The following is a 23220-nucleotide window of genomic DNA, read 5'->3' as shown; positions in this document are numbered from 1 at the left end:
GTTCAGTCGCGGGGCGCCGCTCCCTGATCGGCCACGCCGCCGCGCACCTGCGCGGACGAGGCCGGCGGGATCGGCGGCGCGTCCGCCGCGGCACCGGCACCGGCTTCGGAACCCGCTTCGGAACCGGCTTCCGGCGCGCCCGCAGCTTCACCGGCGGCGACGGTCGTCTCCGGTGCTTCCCGATAGCCCGCAGACAGCGTGCGGTAGGACTTCGTCGCGAAGGCGAGCACCGCGAAGACAACCATGATGAGGCCGGAGAAGAAGAACACGAGCGCGATCCCCCGCGCCTCGCCCTCGCCGAGCAGCCACCCCCACGTGCGCTGACCGGCATCCGTGTTCATGTACGGGATGATCCAGAACTCGGCGATCGGCGCGATGAGGAACGAGGTGATCGGCGCCGCGGACACCTCGATCGCCGTGGCCGCCCCGAACACGCGCCCCTGCCGCTCGAACGGCACCACCTTCTGCACGACCGTCTGCTCCGCCGCCTCAATCGCCGGGATCAGCATCATGTAGAGCCAGATGCCGAGGGCATACAGCCACCACCACTCGCGGATCGTGAAGAGCGATCCGAGCAGCCCCATGACGACGACCAGCAAGAGCATCGTACGGATCGGGTTCTTGCCGAGGCCCTTGGCGGCGATGATGCCGCCACCGATCAGGAAGCCCGTCGACGAGACGGCGAGCACGACGCCCCACCATTCGACGGGGAAGAGCGTGAGGCCGTAGGGGTCCATGAGCGCCATGTAGACGCCGCCGACCAGATTGTTGAAGGTCGAGAACAGGATGAGCGCGAACAGCCCCGGGACGGCCCGGATGGCCGCCGCGGCACCCCGGAAGTCGACGAGCTTGGAACCCGGCTCGCGCGCGGGTTCGTCTTCGGGAACCTTCAGCAGGAACAGGTGGATCAGCGCCGCGAGGGTGAGGACGAGCGCGATCACGAGGGTCCAGCCCATGCCGAGGAAGCCGATCGCGAACCCCGAGAACACGCTCGTCACCAGGAAGGCGAGCCCCTGCACGGTGCCCACGAGGCCGTTGGCGTTGGCATGGCGCTCGGTCGGCACGAGGAGGGTGACCGTCGTGGACAGGGCGATGTTGCGGAGGTTCTCGACGACGGCCCCCGCGAGGATGATGCCCGAGAAGAGCCAGAACCACGGAGCGCCCAGATCGAGCAGGGTCGCCTCGGTCTGAGACAGATAGATGCCGCCCGCCAGGAGGAAGGCGACGAGGGTCACGAATCCCGACAGGATCATGACGCGGTGCTTACGGTGCCGGTCGACGAACGTGCCGAATACCATGCCGAAGACCGCGAGGAGCAGCATGTACGCGCCGCCGATGATGCCGGTCGCGAGGACCGACTTCGTCTCCAGGTAGACCCAGAAGGTGAGCGCGAACCACAGGAAGCTCGTGGTGATGTTGGCCGCAGCCGTGTTGACCAGCACGTGCACGAAAGTGCGCATGCCGTCGGCAGGAACCGCGCGGGACAGGGCGGCGTCGGGCTGGGGTTGCGACATGAGGCGAGGCTAGCGAGCACCACCGACACGCGGAACCCCCGGACCGCGAACTAGGCTGGGATGTCGTGACCACCCTCCACGACACGACCGTTCGCGGCTTCGCCAGCGACAACTACTCCGGCGTCCACCCCGAGGTGCTCGCGGCGATCGCCGCCGCCAATGACGGCCACCAGATCGCCTACGGCGAAGACGTCTACACGGCGCGACTGCAGGAGGTCTTCGTCCGCCATCTCGGCGAGGGCGTGGAGGCGTTCCCGGTGTTCAACGGCACGGGAGCCAACGTCGTCGGCCTCCAGTCGATGCTGCCCCGCTGGGGCGCGGTCATCGCGGCATCCACCGCGCACATCAACGTCGACGAGGGCGGCGCCCCCGAGCGGGTCGCGGGCATCAAGATCCTCAACGTCCCCACCGACGACGGCAAGCTGACGCCCGACCTCATCGATCGGGAGGCGTGGGGCTGGGGCGACGAGCACCGCGCGCAGCCGCTCGTCGTGTCGATCACGCAGTCCACCGAACTCGGCACCCTGTACACGCCCGACGAGATCCGGGCGATCGCCGACCACGCCCATGCCCGCGGCATGCGCCTCCACCTCGACGGCGCCCGCATCTCCAACGCCGCCGCCGCGCTCGACGTGCCGCTGCGGGCGTTCACGCGCGACGCCGGCGTCGACGTCATGAGCTTCGGCGGCACGAAGAACGGCGCCATGCTGGGAGAGGCCGTCGTCGTGCTCGACCCCGCGGCATCCGAGGGTCTGCTGTTCCTCCGCAAGCTCAACATGCAGCTCTCGAGCAAGATGCGCTTCGTCTCGGCGCAGCTGGTCGCGCTCCTCGAAGACGACCTGTACCTGCGCAACGCCCGCCACGCGAACGCCATGGCGGCGCGGCTGCGGTCGTCGGTGGAGGCGGGCCTGGCCGACGGATCGATCCGCGGGGTCGCCTTCAGCCAGCCGACGCAGGCCAACGGAGTGTTCGCGACGCTGCCCGACGGCGTCGCCGACCGGCTGCGCGAGAGCTTCCGCTTCTACGACTGGGATGCCGCGAAGAACGAGGTGCGCTGGATGTGCTCGTTCGACACGAGCGAGAGCGACGTCGACGCGTTCGTGGCCGAGCTCGGCTGGCTCACGACCGCCGGCTGAGCGTCACCGCCGACGGCGCGTCTCAGCGCTGTTCGACGGCCGTGACGGACTCGATCGCATCGTCGAGCTCCGCCTCGGCCACCCCGTCGGGCACCGCCCCGTCGGAGGCGTCCGCGCCCGAGTCGGCGTCGGCATCCGTCTCCTCGACAGGGAGGGACTCGGCGGCACCGGAGGCCTCGCCCCGCATGAGCTCGCGCACCTCCGACATGAAGCTCGTGAGCTGGTGCTGCTGCCACCGCAGCTGACGCGTGCGGTCTTCGGCGTCGCGGAGCACCGAGTCGGAGTGGGCCGTCACGGTCTCGATGATCTTCTGCGCCTTCACGCGGGCGCGGTCGAGCTGCTCCCGCGCCTTGAGGTGGGCATCGGCCTCGATCTGCGACGCCTGGGCGCGCATGAGACGGTCGAAGTCGTCGGCCTTCGCCGTGATCCGCTGCGAGTGCTCGAGCGACGCGGCCACCTGGTCGTTCGCATCCTTCGTGATGCGCTCGGCGTGGGCGACGGCCTGGTTGTGCAGCATGAGGAACTCCTGCTGCGCGTCGTCCTGCCGTCGGGTCAACGACTCCTCGAACTCGAGCGCGCGCATCCTCAGCTCGCGGACCGCCTCCTCGGCCTCGGCCCGGGCCTGCTCGGTCTCGCGCGCGACGAGCGACCGCAGAGCGGCAGCGCCCTTCTCCGACTCGGTGCGGATGGTCGCCGCCTCCTGCTCGGCCTGAGCGACCTTCTCGGCGGCGTGAGCGCGCTCCCGCTCCAACTGCGCCGCGTGCGCCGTGAGCTCCGTGTCGATGCGCACCCGCGCCTGCTGCGCGTCGTGCTCGGCGCGCGCGATGATCGCGTCGGCGTCGGCCTGCGCCTCCTTGCGACGGTTCTGGATCTCCTCGTTGGCCGCCGCGAGCAGGCGGTCGGCCTGCACGCTCGCGTTCTTGATGAGCAGGCTGGCCTGCTCCTCCGCGACGTGCAGCACCTCCTCGAACTGGCGGCGGTTCGCCGACTCGCCCGACGCGCCCAGCAGCTCATCCGTGAGGGTCTGCACCTGCTCCTCGGCGTTGGACGCCTTGGCGGTGGCGACGGCGAGCTCCGCCTCCAGCTCCTCCACGCGCTTGCTGCCCTGCGACTGCGCCTGGTTCTGCGCCTTCGCCGACGCGACCGCGCGGCGGTAACGGTCCTTCAGCTGCGAGAGCTCTTCGCCCTGCACGCGCAGCCGGGTCGTCAGCTCCGCGATCGCCGACTCGACCTCGCCCTTGTCGTACCCTCGGAACGCCGTCGTGAACGTCGCATCGGCGCCGCCCTCCTGGGCGCGGATGAGGTCGTCGAACGGCGAGTTCTCGTCGCCGGGAGAGGTCTGCAGGTCGGGCATGAGGACTCCGCGAGGTCGGGGGATGCCGGGGGGCCACACCGGTACTTGGAAGGGTACCCTTCCCGCCGCCGCCGCGCGCACCGCAATCTCGACGGCGTCTCGTCCGCGTCATCTTGTGGGTGGCGGGCGCCGCGAGCCACGATTCGCCGCGGACGAACCGCGCCCAGGAACCGCCTCCGGACTCAGTTGCCCGCGAGCCACTCCCGGTACGCGTCGAAGGCGTACGGCCGGCCGAGGAAGGATGCCACGAGGTCGGCGGCATCCCGTCGCCCGCCCGGCTCGAGGATCTCGCGACGGTAGCGCTCGGCGACCTCCGGGTTCATGAGGTCGTCGCCGAACGCGGAGCGGAGGTCGCGCGCGATGACGAGACTCCATTGGTACGTGTAGTAGCAGGAGCCGTATCCGGTGAGGTGCCCGAAGCCCGCGTAGGGGTGCAGGCCCCGCAGCGGCTGCACGGGAGAGGTGACCGCGTACCAGTGCTCGGTGGCGGCCTGGAGGTCGGCGGGCCGGTCGACGTGGAGGTGGTACGACACGTTCGCGTGGCCGAGCTGGCGGCGCACCTCCAGCGCCCGGCCGAAGCCGTCGGCCACCCGCATGCGCTCGACGAGGTCGGCGGGGATCGGCTGCCCGTCCGCGTCGGCCGTGAAGGATGCCAGCACGTCGGCATCCCACGCCCACTCCTCCAGGAGCTGGCTCGGCGCCTCGACGAAGTCCCACTCGGTCGCCACGCCCGTGAAGCGGGCGAACCGCTGCGCGCCACCGAGGATGTCGTGCACGAGGTGCCCGAACTCGTGGAAGAAGGTGGTGACCTCGTCGTGGGTCATGAGCCCCCGCGCGAAGTTGCACAGCAGCGCCGCCTCGGGGAGCACACGCCCCGTGATGCCCGGCGCCAACGGGAAGCACGCCGCATGGCTGAACTTGCCGTCTCGCGGGTGGAGGTCGAGGTGCACCCGCCCGATGCGCTCGTCGCCGCGCACGACGTCGTAGCTGCGCACGTCGGGATGCCACGTCGGCACGTCGACGGGCTCGAAGTCGATGCCGAGCAGCCGTGAGGCGGTCTGCAGCACTCCGGGCAGCACCCGATCGAACGTGAAGTACGAGCGCACGAGCTGCGCATCGACGTCGTGGCGCTCGTTGCGGAGCACGCTCAGGAGATAGAAGAAGTCGGCGATCGTCACCTCTTCGGCATCCGGCTCGTCGTGACGCAGACGCTCCAGCAGCAGCGGGTACTCGGCCTCCGCCGCCGGGCGCGACGCCTCGTCGAGCCGGTCCAGGAACGCACGGACCGCGGCGCCGGAGCCGATCATGCGCGGCTCGGTCTCGAAGTCGGCCCAGTCGCCGTAGCCGAGCAGGTGCGCCCGTTCCTCCCGCACGGCGAGGAGCTCGGCGAGCACGGCGTCGTTCTCGGGCCACGCGAGATCGTTGTAGGCGGCCACGAGCGCCGTGCGCGTCGCCCGCACGGTGGCGTACTCGCGCACCGGCATGAGGTCGGGATAGTCCGTGGTCAACACGACGAGCCCGTCGTCTCCCGCCGGGTGCGCATCGAGGAAGTCCTGCGGCAGTCCCGCGAGGTCGTCGGGACGCACCCGCACCTCGCGCCGGCCCTCGCGGATGTTCCGGGAGAAGGTCAGGCTGAGCTCGGTGTCGCGGTCGGTCAGCTCCCGCACGCGCTCGCGGTCGGCCTCCGCGAGATCCACGCCGCCTCGACGGAAGTCGCGCAGCGTGTGGGACAGGAGGCGCTCCTCCTCGGCATCCAGGTCGGCGCCCTCGAAGGCGGCGAGCGCCGCGAACAGGACGGGGTCGAGCAGCCGGGCGGAGGAGAGCGCCTCGAGGGTCTGCACCGACGCCTCCGCCGCCGCACGGACGTCGGCGTCGGGGTGCGCCTCGCTGAGGATGTACGCCTCGCTCATCGTGCCGCGAAGGGCGAGATCGGCGTCGTTCCAGAGGTCGAGGGCCTCGGATGCCGTGGCCGCGCCGGCCGTCAACTGGCCGTCGAAGTGGCGCACGAGCCGCACGGCCGCCTCGGCGTGCTCGGTGGCGGCGGCCAGCCAGCCGTCGCGGGTGGTCGGGAAGACGAACGGCTCGGGCGCACTCATGGGTTCGAGCCTACGGGTGGCATCCGTCAGCGACGCCCGAACAGCATGGTCGTGAGGGTCGGCCGCCAGTGGCGGGCGACGTACGAGACCGCTTCGTCGACCCCGAACGATCGCGTCGAGTTGCCGACACGCACCCACAGGTCGGTGCTCTGCCCCTGCGCGAGGAACACCGGCTCCGGAGCGCGCGGGCAGCGGACGGCGCACACCGTGAAGCCGTCGACGTCCGCGAAGCGGATGCGCGGGAGTGCCGCGGCGTTCTTGCCGAGGGTCGCCGAGAGCATGTCGCGCAGCCACAGCTCGAACCGATCGACGTCGGGTTCGCGCAACGTCGCGAGGTCGCGGTCCAGGCCCGTCGGGCGGCCGGCGTCGTCGGCACCGATGAGGAGGGTGCCGCCGCTGCTGTTGAGGAACGCGGCGACCGTCTTGGCGATCACCGCCTCCATCCGCGCGTCCTTCTTGTCCTCGCGCACGTTCCAGCGCGCCGTCTCCTTGAACTCGACCCGGTCGGACTCCCCCGCCGCCAAGAGCGCGCGGACGTCGACGGCGGCGCTGTCGCGGCGCACGAGGGCGACGACCGCGGAGGCGAGCAGCGAGAGCCCGAGACTGCAGCCGGCGGCCAGGAGGATGGTCGTCGGCATCCAGAGTCGGAGACCGGCGAAGAACCAGCCGGCGATGAAGAGACCGGCGCTGAGCCCCAGGATCGAGATGATCGTCATCGCCGACAGCGGCAGCGAGAGGCGTTGACCGAACAGGCGGCGCAGCGCCCAGGCGATGACGAACGACACCAGGAGCGCCGCCGGCAGGGCGAGGGCGAAGTCGACGAGCAGCGCGCTCTGCGGCATGACGGCGTCCGCCTCAGCGCAGGGCGCCGACGGAGGCCAGCGCCAGGCGCACCAGGGTTCCCCGGCCGCCCTCCATCTCGGCCGCCAGCGAATCCGAGGAGGCCTCGGCGGGGGTCAGCCACGTGACCTCGAGCGCGTCCTGCCGGGGCTCGCATGTGCCGGTCACCGGCACGACGAACGCGAGCGACACGGCGTGCTGACGGTCGTCGTGGTAGGCGCTGAGGCCCGGCATCGGGAAGTACTCGGCCACCGTGAACGGCACCGGCTGCGGCGGGAGGAGCGGGAAGGCCATGGGCCCCAGGTCGTTCTCGAGATGGCGGAAGAGGGCATCGCGCACCGTCTCGCCGTAGCGGACGCGGCCCGACACGGTCGAACGCGTGATCTCACCGAGCGGAGTGGCGCGCAGGAGGATGCCGACCTCGGTGACGACACCCGTGCCGTCGGTGCGGACGGGAACGGCCTCCACGTAGAGGATCGGCAGGCGCCGACGCGCCTCGGCGAGTTCGATCTCCGTCAGCCAGCCCGGGTTGGCGGCGTTGCCCGGGGCGGGAGAGCCGAAGGAGCCGTCACCCACCGGGTGGCCCTCGCGACCGTACGCGCGCAGCGGATCGCGCGGCGCTCCGTCGTCGTCGCGGTCGTTCGGGTCGGGGTCGGGGGTGCGGACGGCCATGCTCCATGTATACCCGCGCCTGCTCCCGATCGCGCGGGCGCACGCCGGAGGACACGGTGGGACGGCGTTTGGGACAATGGGGCCATGAGCGAGTTGGATGCCGACGCCGTCCTGTGGAGCGCCCCGCCCGCCGAGCGTGCGGGCCGCCCGCTCGTGGTGCTCCTGCACGGCTACGGCTCGGAGGAACGCGACCTCTTCGCGCTCGTGCCCCACCTGCCGCCGGAGTACGTGTTCGCCGCCGTCCGCGCCCCGCTCACGCCGCCGTTCCCCACCCCGGGGTGGTCGTGGTTTCCGATCGAAGGCCTCCGCGGACGAGACCCGGAGGGTACGACGACCGCAGCGAGCGCGTTCCTCTCGTGGCTGGACGCGTCGACGGATGCCGAGGTCGTCGGCCTGCTGGGCTTCTCGCAGGGGGCGGTGATCGCCCTGCAGGCGCTGCGTCTGCGGCCGCAGCGGTTCGCCTTCGTCGTCGCCCTCGCGGGCTACGCGGATGCCGCTCCCCTCCCGACCGATGCCGAGCTGGCCGAGCGCAAGCCCCCCGTCTTCTGGGGGCGCGGAGCGCGCGACGAGGTCATCCCGGCCGACCGTGTCGCCCACACCGTGCAGTGGCTCCCCGAACACGCGGAACTGAGCGGCCGGGTCTACCCGGGGCTCGCCCACAGCGTCTCGCAGGACGAGCTGGACGACGTGCGCACCTTCCTCGAGAAACGCCTCGCCGACGAGCGGGGTTGACGCCCTCCGATAGAATCGTCGTGTCCCCCGTCCCGAGTGTGAGGAAGACCGTTGAAGGGTTTCGACGCCGCGCTGTGATCCCGCGCCAGCCGTCGCCCTCCGCTACCCTCCGCTAGCCGCAGGACCGGACTCTTCGCGACGTCTGCGCACCCATCCCGCGCTGACGTCGTCGACTCCCTCCGCCTCCCCCGGCCGCATGCCGGGAGCGAGGCTGCCCGGTGTCCGCTGCGTCGGCGCACCCCCGACCGAGATCGGGGCCACCGACAACCGGGAGGCACTCATGCCTGCACCACACTCCGCGGTCGCTCTCGACCGCCTCTCCTTCACCTGGCCCGACGGCACCGTCGCCCTCGACGGCGTCACGGGCGCGTTCGGCACCGGCCGCACCGGCCTCGTGGGCCGCAACGGCGCCGGCAAGTCGACGCTGCTCTCGCTCATCGCGGGCGAACGGATGCCGACGTCCGGCCAGCTCACCGTCACCGGCCGCGTCGACCGCCTGCCGCAACAGCTCACGCTCGACGTGGACGTCCCCGTCGCCGACCTGCTCGGCGTGGGCGATGCGCTCCGCGCCGTGCGGGCGATCGCCGACGGCGACGTCGACCCCGCGCACTTCGACGCCGTCGGAGACGACTGGGACGTCGAAGCGCGGGCCACGGCATCCCTCGACGAGGCGGGACTTCCCGCGGGAGCGCTCGACCGGCGGGTGGGCACCCTGTCCGGCGGCGAAGCGGTACTCGCCGCGCTCGTCGGCGTCCGGCTCCGCGGAGCGCCGATCGCCCTGCTCGACGAACCCACCAACAACCTCGACCGCGATGCCCGCGCGCGCGTCTACGACCTCGTCCGCGGGTGGCGGGGCACGCTCGTGGTGGTCAGTCACGACACCCGGCTGCTCGACCTCATGGACGAGACCGCCGAGCTGTACCGCGGCGGGCTGTCGGTGTTCGGCGGCGGCTACTCGGCGTGGCGCGAAGCGCTCGACGTGGAGCAGGCGGCCGCACGGCAGGCCGAGACCGCCGCGCGGCAGGTGGTCAGACGTGAGAAGCGCGACCGCCGCCTGACGGAGACCAAGATCGCCCACCGCCAGGCGGCCGGACACAAGGCGCAGATCGAGAAGCGCGTGCCGGGCATCGTCGCGGGCGGACGCAAGCGCGCCGCGCAGGTGTCGGCAGGGAAGCTGCGGACCGAGGCCGTCGAGAAGGTCGCGGCGGCTCGCGCGGACCTCGACGTCGCCGAACGTCGCGTTCGCGACGACGAGTCGGTGCACATCGACGTCCCCGATCCCCGGGTCGCGGCGGGGCGACGCATCGCGATGCTCGGCGACGGCGAGCGCGCGTGGATCGTGCAGGGGCCGGAGCGGGTGGCCGTCATCGGCCCCAACGGCGCGGGGAAGACGACGCTCCTCGAGAGCCTCGTCGGCGTCGGCCGCTCCGGGACCGGCCTGCACACGGAGACGTACACCGACCGCATCGGATACCTCCCCCAGCGCGTCGACGGTCTCGACGACGATCGGTCGGTGCTCGACAATCTGCGCAGCCCCGGCATGGGCGACGTGGAACTGCGCAACCGGCTCGCCCGGTTCCTCCTGCGCGGCGACACCGTGCTGCGGCCGGTGGCGACGCTGTCGGGCGGCGAGCGCTTCCGGACCGCGCTGGCACGCCTCATGCTCCACGAACCTGCCCCGCAGCTGCTCGTGCTCGACGAGCCGACCAACAACCTCGACGTGGAGACGGTCGACCATCTGGTCGACGCGCTGGCCTCGTACCGCGGCGCGGTGCTGATCGTGAGCCACGACGACGCGTTCCTCGCGCGCATCGGTCCCGACCTCGTGCTCGAGCTGCGCGACGGGCTCCTGAAGGAGCGTCCGATGACCGTGCTATTCCCCTAACGGAATGCATGCGATGCGCAACTGTTATCGCAGCCCGTAGCAAGCGCTATCCGGCTCGCATACGCTTCCCACAGGAGGAGAAGTGTCACCTGAAGAACCCGGCCCCGAGGCCCCTGAGAACACCCCCGCAGCATCACGTACGCCACGGCGCATGAACCGCCCGGCGCTGTGGATCACCGTGGGCACGGTGGCGGCGATGGCGATCGCCGGCGCGGCCGTCGCTGCCCCGCTGATGCGACCGTCCGCGGAGGGGGCGGCCTCCCCGAGCACCGCGCCGCCCACGTCGCCCACGGGCGAAGCCGAGTCCCCGTCGCCGACTCCGTCACCGACGCCCACGCCGACGTGCACCGTGACGATGCACGATGTCGTCTGGTCCGACCCGTTCGAGCTCACCCTGCCGGCCACGGGCCCCGCCGACGCCGACCGTGTGCAACGGATAGAGCGCGCCGACGTCGACTATCGCCCCACCCCGTTCCCGTTCCCGATCGACGACGAGAGTTTCGGCATCCTGACCGCGAACGACTTGCGGTCGCGCAGCTCGCTGACCGTGGCGGGCCGTGACGGTCAGGAGCGGTGGACGGTGGTGATCGACGGTGGTCGACTCCAGGTGCTCTCGTCACCGGCGACCACGGGCGTGCAGGGGATCCTCGTGATCGGCGTGACGGCATTCGGGGGCGGCGACCACCGCATGATGTCGTTCGATCTCGCCACAGGTGATGTCATCGCGGAGCGCGAGACCGGCGAGACCAGTCCCATCACGTGGCGCGCCGGGCGAGCGTGGTGGACGAGTGTCGCACCTGCCACCGCGGACAGCTTCTACGTCAGCGATCGCGACGCCCTCTCGCGGATCGACGCGACCAGCCTCGAGACGCGATGGACGGTGGCCGGTTCGGACTACGGCGTGGAGTGGTTCGAGGGCGGCGTGCCGTTCGGCGTCATCGGAGACCGGGCGTTCGTCGGCAGTCATGCCGTGGATGCCGAAACCGGAGAAGGTCTCGGGTGGGAGTCTGCGGGCAACGTCACGTCCGTGGCGGGCGCCACCCTGCACACACGTCTCATGTACGACCACGTCGGCCCGTTCGACCTATCCGGACTCGATCTGGCGCGAGGAGAGTCGTGCTGGACGCGTGAGGTGCTCAGCTACACGGGTGACGCCGACACACTGTGGATCCTCACGTCGGAGGGAGCGATCGAGCGCATCGACCCCCTCACCGGCGAGGCGCTCGAGACCGTCGCGCAGACGACCGCGAACTCGCTGAGGGCAGTCGGACGTTATCTGTTCGCCACCGAGTCCGACCCTGACGACTACAGGCAGCCCACCACCGTGAGCGTCTTCGAAGACTCGGTGCTGCGCTGGACGTACACGGACGACTCCTCCGCGCCCCCGTATGTCTCCGGATCGCAGATCGTCGTGCACGAACGCAAGCAGGGTCTCGACACGCTGACGGGATACGACGAGCCCGGCGGCGATCCTGCCTGGCAGATCGAGGAGCTCGACATCTTCGTCGACGAGGGGGTCGTGCTCCAGGCAGGGGTGGACTGGAACGAGAACATCGTCGACTACGCGCTGCGCCACTGACAGCCCGCGGCGCAAGCCCTGTCCGGATGTCGGACGGACGGACGAAGATGGAGGGATGGCCGAGGTGCTCGAGCGATTCGGTCCTGCGACGCAGGACTGGTTCCGCAGCGCCTTCCATCGGCCGACCGCCGCGCAAGCCGGCGCATGGGAGACCATCTCGGCCGGGCGGCATGCGCTCGTGGTGGCTCCGACCGGGTCGGGCAAGACGCTCTCGGCGTTCCTGTGGTCGATCGATCGGATCTTCCACGACAAGCAGGATGCCGCGGCCGCCGCGCCCGCACCGCCCCGGTCGAAGCAGCCCCGCCCGCCGCGCACGCGCGTGCTCTACATCTCACCGCTGAAGGCGCTCGGCGTCGACGTCGAACGCAACCTGCGCTCTCCCCTCGTGGGCATCGGGCAGTCGGCACGGCGCCTCGGCATCCCCGTGCCCGACATCACCGTCGGCGTGCGCTCGGGCGACACGACGTCGGCCGACCGCCGGAAGCTCGTCTCCGATCCGCCCGACATCCTCATCACGACGCCCGAGTCGCTGTACCTCATGCTCACCTCGCAGGCGGGTGAGACGCTGCGCGGCGTTCACACCGTGATCGTCGACGAGGTGCACGCGGTGGCCGCCACCAAGCGGGGGGCGCACCTCGCGGTGAGCCTGGAGCGGCTCGACGCGTTGCGCCGGGAGCACGACGAGAGCGTCGCACCCGTGCAGCGGATCGGGCTGTCGGCCACCGTCCGACCGATCGACGAGGTGGCGCGGTTCCTGGGAGGTTCGCAGCCGGTCGAGATCGTGGCGCCGAAGGCGACGAAGGCGTTCGACCTGTCGGTCGTGGTCCCGATGGACGACATGCTCAACCCACCTCCCCCGCCGGGTGCGGCGGCCGAGGCGTCGGCGCCCGGGGGCGATCGAGCGACCGCGGACGTGCCCGACGACGGCGACGCTCCCGCCTGGTACGACGCCGCACCCGGCCCGACCGGGTCGGCCTCCGCGCCAGGACCGAGCGAAGTGACGGGGTCGGTGTGGCCGCACGTCGAGGAGGCGATCGTCGACCGCATCCTCGCCCACCGCTCGACCATCGTCTTCGCGAACTCGCGCCGGCTCGCGGAGCGTCTGACGGGTCGGCTCAACGAGATCTACGCGGAGCGCCTGGGGCTCGATCTGCCCGATCCCACCGTTCCCGCCGCGATGATGGCCCAGGCGGGCGCGACGAGCGGCGCCGACCCCGTGCTCGCCAAGGCGCACCACGGCTCCGTCTCGAAAGAGCAGCGAGCCCAGGTCGAGGACGAGTTGAAGTCGGGGATGCTGCGTTGCGTCGTCGCGACGAGCAGCCTCGAGCTCGGCATCGACATGGGTGCCGTCGACCTCGTCATCCAGGTCGAGGCGCCGCCGTCCGCGGCATCCGGTCTCCAGCGCGTGGGACGCGCAGGTCACCAGGTGGGCGAGGTGAGTCGCGCCGCGCTCTTCCCGAAGCACCGGGGCGACGTCCTCCACACCGCCGTCGTCACCGAGCGCATGCTGGCCGGTCAGATCGAGGCGATCGCCGTACCGCAGAACCCGCTCGACATCCTCGCGCAGCAGACGGTCGCCGCGTGCGCGACCGGCCCGGTCGACGTGGAGGGCTGGTTCGAGACGGTGAAGCGGTCGGCGCCGTTTCGCACGCTTCCCCGCTCCGCGTTCGAAGCGACCCTCGACCTCCTCGCGGGCCGGTTCCCCTCCGACGAGTTCGCCGAGCTCCGTCCCCGGGTGGTCTGGGATCGCGACCACGGCACGCTGACCGGTCGGCCGGGAGCGCAGCGCGTCGCCGTGACCAGTGGCGGCACGATCCCCGATCGCGGCCTCTTCGGCGTGTTCGTCGCCGGCGAGAGCCGCAACGCCCGCGTCGGGGAGCTCGACGAGGAGATGGTCTACGAGTCGCGCGTGAACGACGTCTTCACACTGGGCACCACGAGCTGGCGCATCGTGGAGATCACCCACGACCGCGTCAACGTGCTTCCCGCGTTCGGGCAGCCGGGGAAGCTGCCGTTCTGGCACGGCGACGGGCTCGGACGGCCCGCAGAGCTCGGCGAGGCGCTCGGACGGTTCTCGCGGGAGGTGGCGGCGGCGACCCCCGAGAAGGCGACCGAGCGGTTGCGCGAATCGGGCCTCGACGACAACGCCATCGGGAACCTGCTGTCCTATCTGTCCGAACAGCGCGAGGCGACGGGCACGCTGCCCACCGATCGCACGCTCACGGTCGAGCGATCGCGTGACGAGGTCGGCGACTGGCGCATCATCCTGCATTCCCCGTACGGCATGCACGTGCACGCGCCGTGGGCGCTGGCTGTCAATGCGCGGGTCCGCGAGCGGCTCGGTGTCGAAGGATCCGCCGTCGCGAGCGACGACGGCATCATCGCCCGCGTGCCCGACGCGGAGTCCGAACCGCCCGACGCCGAACTCTTCGTCTTCGACCCCGACGAGCTCGAGCAGATCGTCACCGACGAGGTCGGCGGCTCCGCGCTGTTCGCCTCGCGCTTCCGCGAGTGCGCGGCCCGCGCCCTGCTGCTGCCGCGCCTCAACCCGAACCGTCGCTCGCCGCTGTGGCAGCAGCGGCAGAAATCGGCGCAACTGCTGGAAGTCGCGAAGAACCATCCGACGTTCCCGATCATCCTGGAAACGCTCCGGGAGGTGCTGCAGGACGTCTACGACCTTCCCGCGCTGCTGCGGATCGCCCGGTCGATCGGCGACCGTCGCATCCGCCTCGTCGAGACCACGACCTCGCAGCCGTCGCCGTTCGCGCGCGACCTGCTGTTCGGGTACGTCGGCGCATTCATGTACGAGGGCGACTCCCCACTCGCCGAGCGTCGCGCGGCCGCGCTCTCCGTCGACCCCGCACTGTTGAGCGAACTCCTCGGCAAGGTCGAGATGCGTGAGCTCCTCGACCCCGGCATCATCGCCCAGTTCGAACGCGAGGTACAGCGACTCGACCCGACCCGGCGTGTGCGCGGCCTCGAAGGGGTCGCCGATCTGCTGCGCCTGCTCGGCCCGCTCGACGCCGACGAAGTGGCCGCCCGGCTCGTCGCCGCCGATCCCCCGACCGGCGCTCCTCCCCCGGACGGCGCACCCGAGGCGGCTGCGACAGTGGTCGAAGCCCGGACCCACCTCGATGCGCTCGTCGACGCCCGGCGAGCGATCCCCGTGACGATCGCGGGCGTGGCCCGGGTGGCCGCGATCGAGGATGCCGGGCGGCTGCGCGACGCGCTCGGCGCGGCGCTGCCTGTCGGCATCCCCACCGCGTTCCTGGAACCCGTCGTCGACCCGCTCGCCGATCTCGTCGCCCGGCACGCCCGCACGCACGGCCCGTTCCGCACGGGCGACGTGGCGGCACGACTCGGGATCGGCGCGGCCGTCGCCCGGCAGACGCTGCAGCGGCTCGAGTCGCAGGGCCGGCTGTCGAGCGGCTTCTTCCTTCCCGACCCGGCGCGCGGTGCCGGGGAGGCGCGGGCCGACGGTGCCGATCCGGGTTCCGAATGGTGCGACACCGAGGTGCTGCGTCGGCTGCGGCTGCGCTCGCTCGCCGCCATCCGCGGGGCGGTCGAGCCCGTGGCCCCGGAGGCGTTCGCCCGCTTCCTCCCCGCGTGGCAGCACGTGCACGCCGCCGAGTCCGCCCGCGGTCTCGAAGGGGTCGACGGCGTGCTGGCCGTGATCGAGCAGCTCGCCGGCGTGCCTCTCCCGGCGAGCGCGTGGGAGTCGCTCATCCTGCCCTCGCGCGTCGTGGACTACACCCCGGGCATGCTCGATGAGCTCACCTCCACAGGAGAGGTGATCTGGTCGGGTCACGGCTCGCTCCCCGGCCGCGACGGCTGGATCGCGCTGCACCCCGCCGACACCGCGGCGCTCACGCTCCGATCCGAAGACGACGTCGCGCCGTCGCCACTGGAGGAGCAGCTCCTGTCGGCCCTCGCCGGCGGCGGCGCCTTCTTCGCGGGGCAGCTCGTACCCCTCGTGGGTGCGGAGAACGAGCAGTCCGTCGTCGATGCGCTGTGGAATCTCGCGTGGACGTCGCGCATCACCAACGACACGTTCGCGCCGGTGCGGCTGCTGCTGGGCGGCGGCTCGCAGGCACATCGCACGGTGCGCCGCACTCCGCGTGCCCGCATGTTCCGCGGCACGCCGATCGCGCGGCCTCAGACCGCTCCCCAGCGGCCGCCGCTCGTGGGAGGGCGCTGGTCGCTGCTGCCGGCGCCCGAGAGCGACCCGTCGCTGCGCACCGCGGCATCCGCGAGCATGCTGCTCGAACGCTACGGCGTGGTCACCCGCGGCTCGGTGACCGCGGAGGAGCTGCCGGGCGGGTTCGCGCAGGCCTATCGCACCCTCGCCGGCTTCGAAGACGCGGGGCACTGCCGCCGCGGCTACTTCATCGAACGTCTCGGCGCCGCGCAGTTCGCGACGTCGGCCACGGTCGACCGGCTGCGCACCTACACAGGCCCCGACGCCGACGAGGGCGCACCGCGACTCCACGCGCTGACGCTCGCCGCCACCGATCCCGCCAATCCCTACGGAGCGGCGCTCGGCTGGCCGGCCCAAGACGGCGGCCACCGTCCCGGGCGGAAGGCGGGCGGCCTCGTCGTCCTCGTCGACGGCGCGCTCGTGCTGTACCTCGAGCGCGGCGGCCGGTCGGCGCTCGCCTTCTCCGACGACGAGGCCGTCCTGTCCGCCGCGGCGCGCAGCCTCGTCGAGACGGCGCGCGCGCGCCGGCTCGACACGCTGACGATCGAACAGGTCGGCGGCGCGTTCGTGTACGGCACCCCCGTCGGCCGCGCGCTCCGCGACGCCGGATTCGTCGAATCCGCGCGGGGCCTCACCCTCCGGCGGACCCGATGACGACCCCGGATGCCTGCGGATGCCTGCCCGTGCCTGAGGATGCCTGCTGATGCCCGAGGGTGACACCGTCTTCCGCACGGCGCGACGCCTCCACCAGGCGCTCGCGGGGGCGACGGCGACACGCTTCGACATCCGCGTCCCGGGAAGCGCGACCGCCGACCTCACGGGGGAGATCATCCGTGAGGTCGTTCCGCGGGGGAAGCACCTGCTCCTGCGCATCGGCTCCTACACGCTCCACTCCCACCTGAAGATGGAGGGCCACTGGGACCTCTACCGACCCGGGGAGCGCTGGCACGCGCCGGCGTTCCGCGCGCGGGCGATCGTAGGGTCTGCCGCGGCGGATGCCGTCGGCTTCGACCTCGCGATGGTCGAAGTGCTGCCCACCGCCGACGAAGACCGCATCGTCGGACACCTCGGCCCCGATCCGCTGTCGCCCGGGTGGGATGCCGCGGAGGCCGCCCGGCGCCTCTCGATCGACGAACGGGCCGCGCACGTGGCCTTGCTGGACCAGCGCAACGTCGCCGGGTTCGGCAACGAGTACGCCAACGAGCTCCTCTTCGTCCGCGGCATCCTCCCCACCACCCCGGCCACGCGCATCGACGCGCGCGGCCTCGTCGACACGGGCGCCCGGATGATCCGGCAGAACCGCGACCGCCACGGCCGCACGTTCACGGGCGACACGCGACCCGGGGCGCAGAACTGGGTGTACCGCCGCGAAGGCAAGCCCTGCCGCCGGTGCGGCACCCTCATTCGGAAGACGGAGCTGGGCGCCGACCCCACGCAGGAGCGCATCGTCTTCTGGTGCCCGCGCTGCCAGACCTGACCGCGCGGGGCCGGCGTCACGACGTCAGTGCCCGAGGTAGCGTCCGGGGCGGTGGTTGAGGGCCAGCACGAGGTTGAGCAGCACGGCGCCGGCGGCGCTCAGCAGCACGATCGGCCACGGCACCACCAGCAGCGCGGCGACGATCACGAGCACGTCGAACACCATGAGCGACCAGCCCGCGCGGATGCCGAGGCGCTCCTGCAACAGCAGGGCGATGATGTGCACGCCGCCGACGCTGGAGCGGTGACGGAACAGGATCAGCACGCCGACCCCGGCGAGCAGGTTGCCGGCGAGGACGGCGTAGATCGGCTCGATCTCGACGATCGGGAGGAAGGCCTGATGCACGACGGCGAAGGCCGAGACCAGCGCGATCGACACCGCCGTGCGGATCGTGAAGTCCCAGCCCTTCTTCCACACCGCCAGCGCGGCGAACGGCAGATTGATGACGGCGAACAGCACCCAGAACGGCCACGGGGTGGCGTAGCCGAGGAGGAGGGACAGACCCGCCGTGCCACCGGTCACCGCGTGGGCCGCGTGCAGCAGATGCAGCCCGAACGAGGCGACGAACGTCCCCGTCAGGATGCCGAGCACGTCCTCGACCACACTGTGCTCGGTCGCCTTCACATCGAACACGAGCGACGGACCCGTCGTGGGGTCGGGATCACTCGCCGCCGCATCGACGACCGGGGTGGAGTCGGGCTCGGGGGAAGTCACGGCATCCATCCTGCATCACGACAGCCGCGGAGAACCGCGGTCGGGTTCATAGACGGCGCCTAGACCGGCCACACGGGCCGCATCACGGGGACGGCGACACTGGCGGGCATGAACAAGCGCCTGAAGCACAGCCTCATCGCCGGCGGTCTCGTCGTCGCGCTGTCGGCGACCGGCGGCACGGTGTGGGCGCTCGAGCGCTTCGTGGTGCCCCACGTCGTCGTCGACGACGTCGCCGCGTACGAAGCGGCACAGAACCCCACGGCATCCGCGACGGAGTCGGCCACCACGAGCGCCCCCGCCGAGGTCACCGACACGACCTACACCTCCGACGACGCCTCGATCGAGATCACGACGCACACGCAGGGCACCGGCGACGACACGGTTACGTACTACGTCGCCGACGTCGAGCTGGGCGACGCGACTCGCCTGCGGAGCGCGTTCGCCCAGAACCAGTTCGGCGAGAACATCACCGATCTCGTGTCGAGCATCGCGACCGACAACGGCGCCGTGTTCGCCGTCAACGGCGACTACTACGGGTTCCGCGACAGCGGCATCGTCATCCGCAACGGCGTCGTCTACCGCGACCAGGGTGCGCGCGAGGGGCTCGTCTTCTACGAGGACGGATCGGTCGCCGTCTACGACGAGACCGAGACGACGGCCGCGGAACTGCTCGCCGACGGCGCCTGGAACACCCTCAGCTTCGGACCCGCGATCGTCGAGGACGGCGCCGTCGTCGCGGGCATCGACGACGTCGAGATCGACACCAACATCGGCAACCACTCGATCCAGGGCGAGCAGCCGCGCACGGCGATCGGCGTGATCGACGACAACCACCTGATGATCGTCGTGGTCGACGGCCGCGACACCGGCTACAGCCGGGGCGTCACGATGACCGAACTGGCCGACATCATGGTGTCGCTGGGCGCGACGACGGCCTACAACCTCGACGGGGGCGGGTCGAGCGAGATGTGGTTCAACGGCGAGGTGGTCAATCAGCCCTCCAACGGCGGCGAGCGCGCGACGAGCGACATCCTCTACCTGGCGGGGTGATCCGGATGCACATCGTCCTCATCCCCGCCTTCGAGCCCGACGCCCGGCTCGTGGACCTCGTGACGGCGCTCGCGCCCGACGGTCCCGTCCTCGTCGTCGACGACGGCTCGGGTCCCGCGTTCGCGTCCGTCTTCTCCGCTGCGGCCCACGCCGGCGCAATCGTCGTGAGCCACCCGCGCAACCGCGGCAAGGGCGCGGCGCTGCGCAGCGGGTTCGCGGAGGCCGCGTGCCGGTGGCCGTCGGCATCCGTCGTCACGGCCGACGCCGACGGACAGCACACGGCCCACGACATCCGCCGGGTCGCGGAGGTGCTGGCATCCGCCGACGCGGAAGGCCCCGCGATCGTGCTCGGCAGCCGGACGTTCCTCGCCGGCGCCGTGCCGCTACGGAGCCGAGTCGGCAACGTCGTGACGCGCACGCTCTTCCGCGCGACGACGGGCAGGCGCCTCACCGACACCCAGACGGGCCTGCGCGGCTTCCCCGCCGCGGCGCTCGGGTGGCTCCAGAGCGTCCCCGGAGATCGCTTCGAGTACGAGTTCGCCATGCTGCTACGGGCCAGGGATGCCGGATTCGGCATCGTGGAGGTGCCGATCGCCACCGTCTACCTCGACGGGAACGCATCGAGCCACTTCCGGCCCCTCGCCGACTCGGCCCGGATCTATGCACCGCTGGCGCGGTTCGCGGCATCCGCCGTGCTCGCCTTCGGAATCGACACGCTCGCGCTCCTCGTGTTGCACGCGGTCACGGGCGTGCTCTTGTTCTCGGTCGTGGCGGCGCGGGTGCTGAGCGCGAGCATGAACTTCGCCGTCAACCGGTCGCTCGTGTTCGGGGCGGGACGCACCATCCCGGTGCGCACGGCCGCCGCCCGGTACTTCTCGCTCGCGGGGCTGCTGCTCATCGCCAGCTACGGCCTGATCACCGCGCTCGCCGATGTCGGCGTGCCCCTCCTGGCGGCGAAGATCCTCACCGATGCGACGCTGTTCGCGGTGAGCTTCGCCGTGCAGCGGGCGGTGGTCTTCGCACCCGTCGCAGCTCCGCCGGTGGCCGACCCCGGACGAGCGTACGCGGCGGCGCGAGAACCGCTGTCCGTGCGGGAATGACCATGCCCCTGCATGCGTTTACCCCCTCAGGAGGACCAGTGGGCAAGAACTACGTCGACATCGAGAACGACCGGGGCGAGACGCTGCGTTACCGCAAGCACGTCAACGGTCGAGGCCTCATCGCGAACGGGGCCAAGGTACACGCGAGCGCGCTCGTCGAAGCCGGAGCCTATGTCGAACCCGGAGCACAGATCGCCGCGGGCGCGCACATCGGCCGCGGCGCCTGGATCGAACCGGATGCCGTCATCGGCCCCGACGTCGAGATCGCGCCCCACGCGCACATCGGACCGGGAGCGGCCATCGGGCCGCGCGCCAAGATCGGCGTCCGCGCCTTCGTCGGCGCGAACGCGCGTGTCGCGGGAGGGTCGCTGATCGGCGACGACGAGTCGATCGCCGATGGCGAGGCCGTCGCGACCGACCGGCGCGGGCTGCACCTCGCGGCCTGAGCCGCGCGGCCCGGGCCTGGGCCGGCGTGTGGTGTGTGGTTCCGCCGAGGCGTGTGGCTCCGCCGCGGCGCGTGGCAAGCCGGGTGTGTGGCTAACTCCTTCGAACTCGGCGGCGAAGGGGCTCTCGGGCCCTTCCGGAGCCTTGAGGGCACCGATCGAAGGAGTTGCCCGCAGCGGGCGCCGCGCACCGGCTAGGGTTCGGGGGTGAAACGCACCCGAACGGCCGTGTCCGCCGTGGCGATCGCCGTCGTGCTGGCCGGGGCGCTCTGGTTCGTCATCGCCTCGGGAACGCTGGGCGGCGGCGAGGCGAGGCCGGTGACGACACCGTCGGCCGACGTGCCACCTCGGCCGGCCGACGCCTTCGGGCTCACGGTTGCGCACGTGTCCGACGGCGACACGATCCGCGCGACCACGACGGGGGCGACCGTCATCGGGCCCGGCGACGTGCTCGCCGACGGCGCCACCGTGCGCGTGCGCTTGATCGGGATCGACACGCCGGAAGGAACCCCGACGGTGGAGTGCGGCGCCGACGAGGCGCGGGAACACTTGCGTCGGCTGCTCCCCGAGGGCTCACGCGTGTGGGCGGCCACCGATCGGGAGCCGCGCGACCGGTACGACCGCGTGCTGCTCTACCTGTGGACCGATGACGGCACGTTCGTCAACCACCGGCTGGTGGCCTCGGGAGATGCGCGCGCGTTGACGGTGCCGCCGAACACGACGCACGCCGACCTGTTCGCCGAAACGGAGACGGCGGCACGCGCGGCATCCATCGGCCAGTGGGGGTCGTGCTGACGTGTGCCCGCGAGGGCGGACCGGCCGCGGAAAACGCAGGGCGAAGCGCTGCCGAACGTCAGGCGAAGAGGAAGAGCACGAAACCGATCAGCGGGAGGGTTCCTTGCACGAGCGCCGGGCGCAGGTACTTGGCGCCGGAGGTGACGAGCACGAGGGATGCCGCGAGCATCGACCCGAGGCTGAACAGCACGAGCGTGCGTCCGGCGACGTCGCCCGCCGCGTCGGACCCGCCCGCCCAGAAGAGCGCGAGCCCGATGATCGCACCGATGGCGAGGAACAGGTTGTAGAAGCCCTGGTTGTACGCCATCGGCTTCGTGACATCCGCGGCGGCCTGGTCGGCCACCCCGAAGCGACGCCACACCTTGGGCTGCGTCCACTGGATGCTCTCCATGACGAAGATGTACACGTGGAGCAGCGCGGCCAGCGAGGCCGCGATCGTCGCGATGATCGGCACCATAGCCCGACGATAGCGCGACTACGCTGGCTGCATGGCTGCCGGACGCGCATCGAAGGGCGGGCGCCGCCCCCCGAAGCCCTCGCGGCCCGCGAAACCGCAACGCTCGACGACGTCGAAGGCTGCCCCGGCCGCCAAGAAGCGCACGCGTCCGACACCGCCTCCGCCGGCGGCCGTCCCGGCAGTCCCCGTGGGGCCGTTCCGCCTGGGCGCCGTTCCCGGCACGACGCCGGGCAAATGGATCGACATCTGGCAGGAACGGATGCCGGAGACGGCACTGGAGCTCGTGGCCGTGTCCGTGTCCGAGCAGCGGGAGGCCGTGGCATCCCGTGCCGTCGATGCCGCCCTCGTGCGGCTGCCGGTCGATCGCGAGGGTCTCCACGTGATCGCTCTCTATGACGAGGTGCCGGTGGTCGTGTGCGCGGCCGAGTCGCATCTGACCGCCGTCGACGAGCTCGGCCTCGACGACCTCGCCGGTGAGGTGGTCATCGTTCCCGGTGACGACGTACTCCACGTGGACGTGCCGGGGGCGGAGGCTCCCCGTTTCGCGCCTCCGGAGACGACAGCGGATGCCATCGCGACCGTGGCTGCGGGCGTCGGCGTCGTGATCGTGCCGATGTCGCTCGCCCGGCTACACCAGCGCAAGGACGTGGAGTACCGGCCGCTGCGCGATGCGCCCACGTCGACGGTCGCACTCGCCTGGCCGTCGGCAGATCCGTCGCCGCTCGTCGACACGTTCGTCGGCATCGTCCGCGGGCGCACGGCGAACTCCTCCCGCGGCTGACGTCGGACAGGCGAGACACCGCAGACAGACGAGGGGCCGGCGGTGCCCCCCGACCCCGCCGGCCCGAAGATCCGGCCCTCCCCCCAGAGTGCGTACCCGGTCTTCTGAACATCCTGGTGATCCCCCCCGGGGACGACGATCGCATCCCCATGCGGGCGTCATCAGGTCGTTCATTGATCAGGAGCGGGTCGGTGCCTCGCTGATACACGAACGGCGAACTTTTCTTCCCCGGGTGCGGAAGTGGTCCCCCGGGCGGTGGAGCGAGACGAAACGCCGCCACCTCCCCGGATCGACGTTTCGTCTCGTCGCTCCGCTCCTCGCTCAACGACCGGAACCCCAGCCACCCCCTCGGTCGTTGAGCGAGCGCAGCGAGACGAAACGCCGCATCCGGATCGAC

18 protein-coding genes are annotated in these 23220 nt (G+C 71.5%); 11 read left to right on the top strand and 7 right to left on the bottom strand.

Going from position 1 to position 23220, the window contains the following annotated elements; all coding sequences use genetic code 11:
- Window positions 1–2 precede the first annotated feature (2 nt).
- Entirely contained in the window at window positions 3–1460 is a 1458-nt protein-coding gene (locus P0Y48_13845; protein ID WEK15088.1) for an MFS transporter, read from the bottom strand.
- A 119-nt stretch (window positions 1461–1579) separates the two neighbouring features.
- Here P0Y48_13845 and P0Y48_13840 point away from each other — a divergent pair, with 119 nt between their 5' ends.
- Entirely contained in the window at window positions 1580–2650 is a 1071-nt protein-coding gene (locus P0Y48_13840; protein ID WEK13520.1) for a low specificity L-threonine aldolase, read from the top strand.
- 22 nt (window positions 2651–2672) lie between these two features.
- Here P0Y48_13840 and P0Y48_13835 read toward each other — a convergent pair whose 3' ends face one another.
- From P0Y48_13835 to P0Y48_13820, 4 genes are all read right to left on the bottom strand, one after another.
- Window positions 2673–4004 carry a cell division initiation protein gene (locus P0Y48_13835; GenBank protein WEK13519.1) on the bottom strand — a complete coding sequence of 444 codons (1332 nt, stop codon included), beginning with the start codon at window positions 4002–4004 and terminating at the stop codon, window positions 2673–2675.
- A gap of 182 nt (window positions 4005–4186) precedes the next feature.
- On the bottom strand, window positions 4187–6100 hold the full coding sequence (locus tag P0Y48_13830; GenBank protein ID WEK13518.1) for a Zn-dependent oligopeptidase: 1914 nt from the start codon (window positions 6098–6100) through the stop codon (window positions 4187–4189).
- Window positions 6101–6126: 26 nt separating this feature from the next.
- Window positions 6127–6942, bottom strand: coding sequence for an ATP-binding protein (locus P0Y48_13825; GenBank protein WEK13517.1), 816 nt, complete (start codon window positions 6940–6942; stop codon window positions 6127–6129).
- A 13-nt stretch (window positions 6943–6955) separates the two neighbouring features.
- Window positions 6956–7612 carry an NUDIX hydrolase family protein gene (locus tag P0Y48_13820; protein ID WEK13516.1) on the bottom strand — a complete coding sequence of 219 codons (657 nt, stop codon included), beginning with the start codon at window positions 7610–7612 and terminating at the stop codon, window positions 6956–6958.
- An 84-nt stretch (window positions 7613–7696) separates the two neighbouring features.
- Here P0Y48_13820 and P0Y48_13815 point away from each other — a divergent pair, with 84 nt between their 5' ends.
- The 5 genes from P0Y48_13815 to P0Y48_13795 all read left to right on the top strand — a co-directional run bounded on the left by P0Y48_13815 (window position 7697) and on the right by P0Y48_13795 (window position 17483).
- The gene (locus P0Y48_13815) at window positions 7697–8344 is read left to right on the top strand and encodes an alpha/beta hydrolase-fold protein (protein WEK13515.1); all 648 of its coding nucleotides are present in this window, start codon (window positions 7697–7699) and stop codon (window positions 8342–8344) included.
- Window positions 8345–8624: 280 nt separating this feature from the next.
- Window positions 8625–10229: an ABC-F family ATP-binding cassette domain-containing protein gene (locus P0Y48_13810; protein ID WEK13514.1), complete on the top strand. Its 1605-nt coding sequence runs from the start codon at window positions 8625–8627 to the stop codon at window positions 10227–10229.
- Window positions 10230–10380: 151 nt separating this feature from the next.
- Window positions 10381–11808, top strand: a complete 1428-nt coding sequence (locus P0Y48_13805; GenBank protein ID WEK13513.1) for a hypothetical protein — start codon at window positions 10381–10383, stop codon at window positions 11806–11808.
- A gap of 55 nt (window positions 11809–11863) precedes the next feature.
- On the top strand, window positions 11864–16660 hold the full coding sequence (locus tag P0Y48_13800) for a DEAD/DEAH box helicase (protein WEK13512.1): 4797 nt from the start codon (window positions 11864–11866) through the stop codon (window positions 16658–16660).
- Window positions 16661–16709: 49 nt separating this feature from the next.
- A complete protein-coding gene (locus tag P0Y48_13795; protein ID WEK13511.1) occupies window positions 16710–17483 on the top strand; it encodes an Fpg/Nei family DNA glycosylase in 774 nt (257 codons plus the stop codon).
- A gap of 24 nt (window positions 17484–17507) precedes the next feature.
- Here the strand turns inward: P0Y48_13795 and P0Y48_13790 are convergent, their stop codons facing one another.
- Entirely contained in the window at window positions 17508–18116 is a 609-nt protein-coding gene (locus tag P0Y48_13790) for a YitT family protein (GenBank protein ID WEK15087.1), read from the bottom strand.
- Window positions 18117–18305: 189 nt separating this feature from the next.
- On the opposite strand from P0Y48_13790, the gene P0Y48_13785 reads away from it, so the two are divergent.
- The 4 genes from P0Y48_13785 to P0Y48_13770 all read left to right on the top strand — a co-directional run bounded on the left by P0Y48_13785 (window position 18306) and on the right by P0Y48_13770 (window position 21585).
- Window positions 18306–19247 carry a phosphodiester glycosidase family protein gene (locus P0Y48_13785; GenBank protein ID WEK13510.1) on the top strand — a complete coding sequence of 314 codons (942 nt, stop codon included), beginning with the start codon at window positions 18306–18308 and terminating at the stop codon, window positions 19245–19247.
- Between the two features lie 5 nt (window positions 19248–19252).
- Window positions 19253–20347 carry a bifunctional glycosyltransferase family 2/GtrA family protein gene (locus P0Y48_13780; GenBank protein WEK13509.1) on the top strand — a complete coding sequence of 365 codons (1095 nt, stop codon included), beginning with the start codon at window positions 19253–19255 and terminating at the stop codon, window positions 20345–20347.
- Between the two features lie 38 nt (window positions 20348–20385).
- Window positions 20386–20793: a transferase gene (locus P0Y48_13775; GenBank protein WEK13508.1), complete on the top strand. Its 408-nt coding sequence runs from the start codon at window positions 20386–20388 to the stop codon at window positions 20791–20793.
- 204 nt (window positions 20794–20997) lie between these two features.
- Window positions 20998–21585, top strand: coding sequence for a thermonuclease family protein (locus P0Y48_13770; protein WEK13507.1), 588 nt, complete (start codon window positions 20998–21000; stop codon window positions 21583–21585).
- A 58-nt stretch (window positions 21586–21643) separates the two neighbouring features.
- On the opposite strand, the gene P0Y48_13765 is transcribed toward P0Y48_13770, so the two are convergent.
- The gene (locus P0Y48_13765) at window positions 21644–22042 is read right to left on the bottom strand and encodes a DUF1304 domain-containing protein (protein ID WEK13506.1); all 399 of its coding nucleotides are present in this window, start codon (window positions 22040–22042) and stop codon (window positions 21644–21646) included.
- Window positions 22043–22073: 31 nt separating this feature from the next.
- Between P0Y48_13765 and P0Y48_13760 the strand changes: the two genes are divergently transcribed.
- Window positions 22074–22823 (top strand): LysR substrate-binding domain-containing protein, encoded by a 750-nt coding sequence (locus tag P0Y48_13760; protein ID WEK13505.1) that lies wholly within the window; start codon window positions 22074–22076, stop codon window positions 22821–22823.
- Window positions 22824–23220: the final 397 nt, after the last annotated feature.

The organism is Candidatus Microbacterium phytovorans, assembly GCA_029202445.1.
GTDB lineage: Bacteria > Actinomycetota > Actinomycetes > Actinomycetales > Microbacteriaceae > Microbacterium > Microbacterium phytovorans.
The sequence above is the reverse complement of the archived record's forward strand: the minus strand, read 5'-3'. Positions and strand labels throughout refer to the sequence as shown.

Bases quoted from the DNA above. Each gene is read 5' to 3' on its own strand.
- P0Y48_13845 (WEK15088.1), bottom strand. From the start codon at position 1,460: ATGCGCACTTTCGTGCACGTGCTGGTCAACACGGCTGCGGCCAACATC.
- P0Y48_13820 (WEK13516.1), bottom strand. From the start codon at position 7,612: ATGGCCGTCCGCACCCCCGACCCCGACCCGAACGACCGCGACGACGAC.
- P0Y48_13825 (WEK13517.1), bottom strand. From the start codon at position 6,942: ATGCCGCAGAGCGCGCTGCTCGTCGACTTCGCCCTCGCCCTGCCGGCG.
- P0Y48_13765 (WEK13506.1), bottom strand. From the start codon at position 22,042: ATGGTGCCGATCATCGCGACGATCGCGGCCTCGCTGGCCGCGCTGCTC.
- P0Y48_13780 (WEK13509.1), top strand. From the start codon at position 19,253: ATGCACATCGTCCTCATCCCCGCCTTCGAGCCCGACGCCCGGCTCGTG.
- P0Y48_13810 (WEK13514.1), top strand. From the start codon at position 8,625: ATGCCTGCACCACACTCCGCGGTCGCTCTCGACCGCCTCTCCTTCACC.
- P0Y48_13760 (WEK13505.1), top strand. From the start codon at position 22,074: ATGGCTGCCGGACGCGCATCGAAGGGCGGGCGCCGCCCCCCGAAGCCC.
- P0Y48_13785 (WEK13510.1), top strand. From the start codon at position 18,306: ATGAACAAGCGCCTGAAGCACAGCCTCATCGCCGGCGGTCTCGTCGTC.
- P0Y48_13795 (WEK13511.1), top strand. From the start codon at position 16,710: ATGCCCGAGGGTGACACCGTCTTCCGCACGGCGCGACGCCTCCACCAG.
- P0Y48_13835 (WEK13519.1), bottom strand. From the start codon at position 4,004: ATGCCCGACCTGCAGACCTCTCCCGGCGACGAGAACTCGCCGTTCGAC.
- P0Y48_13830 (WEK13518.1), bottom strand. From the start codon at position 6,100: ATGAGTGCGCCCGAGCCGTTCGTCTTCCCGACCACCCGCGACGGCTGG.
- P0Y48_13805 (WEK13513.1), top strand. From the start codon at position 10,381: ATGAACCGCCCGGCGCTGTGGATCACCGTGGGCACGGTGGCGGCGATG.
- P0Y48_13815 (WEK13515.1), top strand. From the start codon at position 7,697: ATGAGCGAGTTGGATGCCGACGCCGTCCTGTGGAGCGCCCCGCCCGCC.
- P0Y48_13800 (WEK13512.1), top strand. From the start codon at position 11,864: ATGGCCGAGGTGCTCGAGCGATTCGGTCCTGCGACGCAGGACTGGTTC.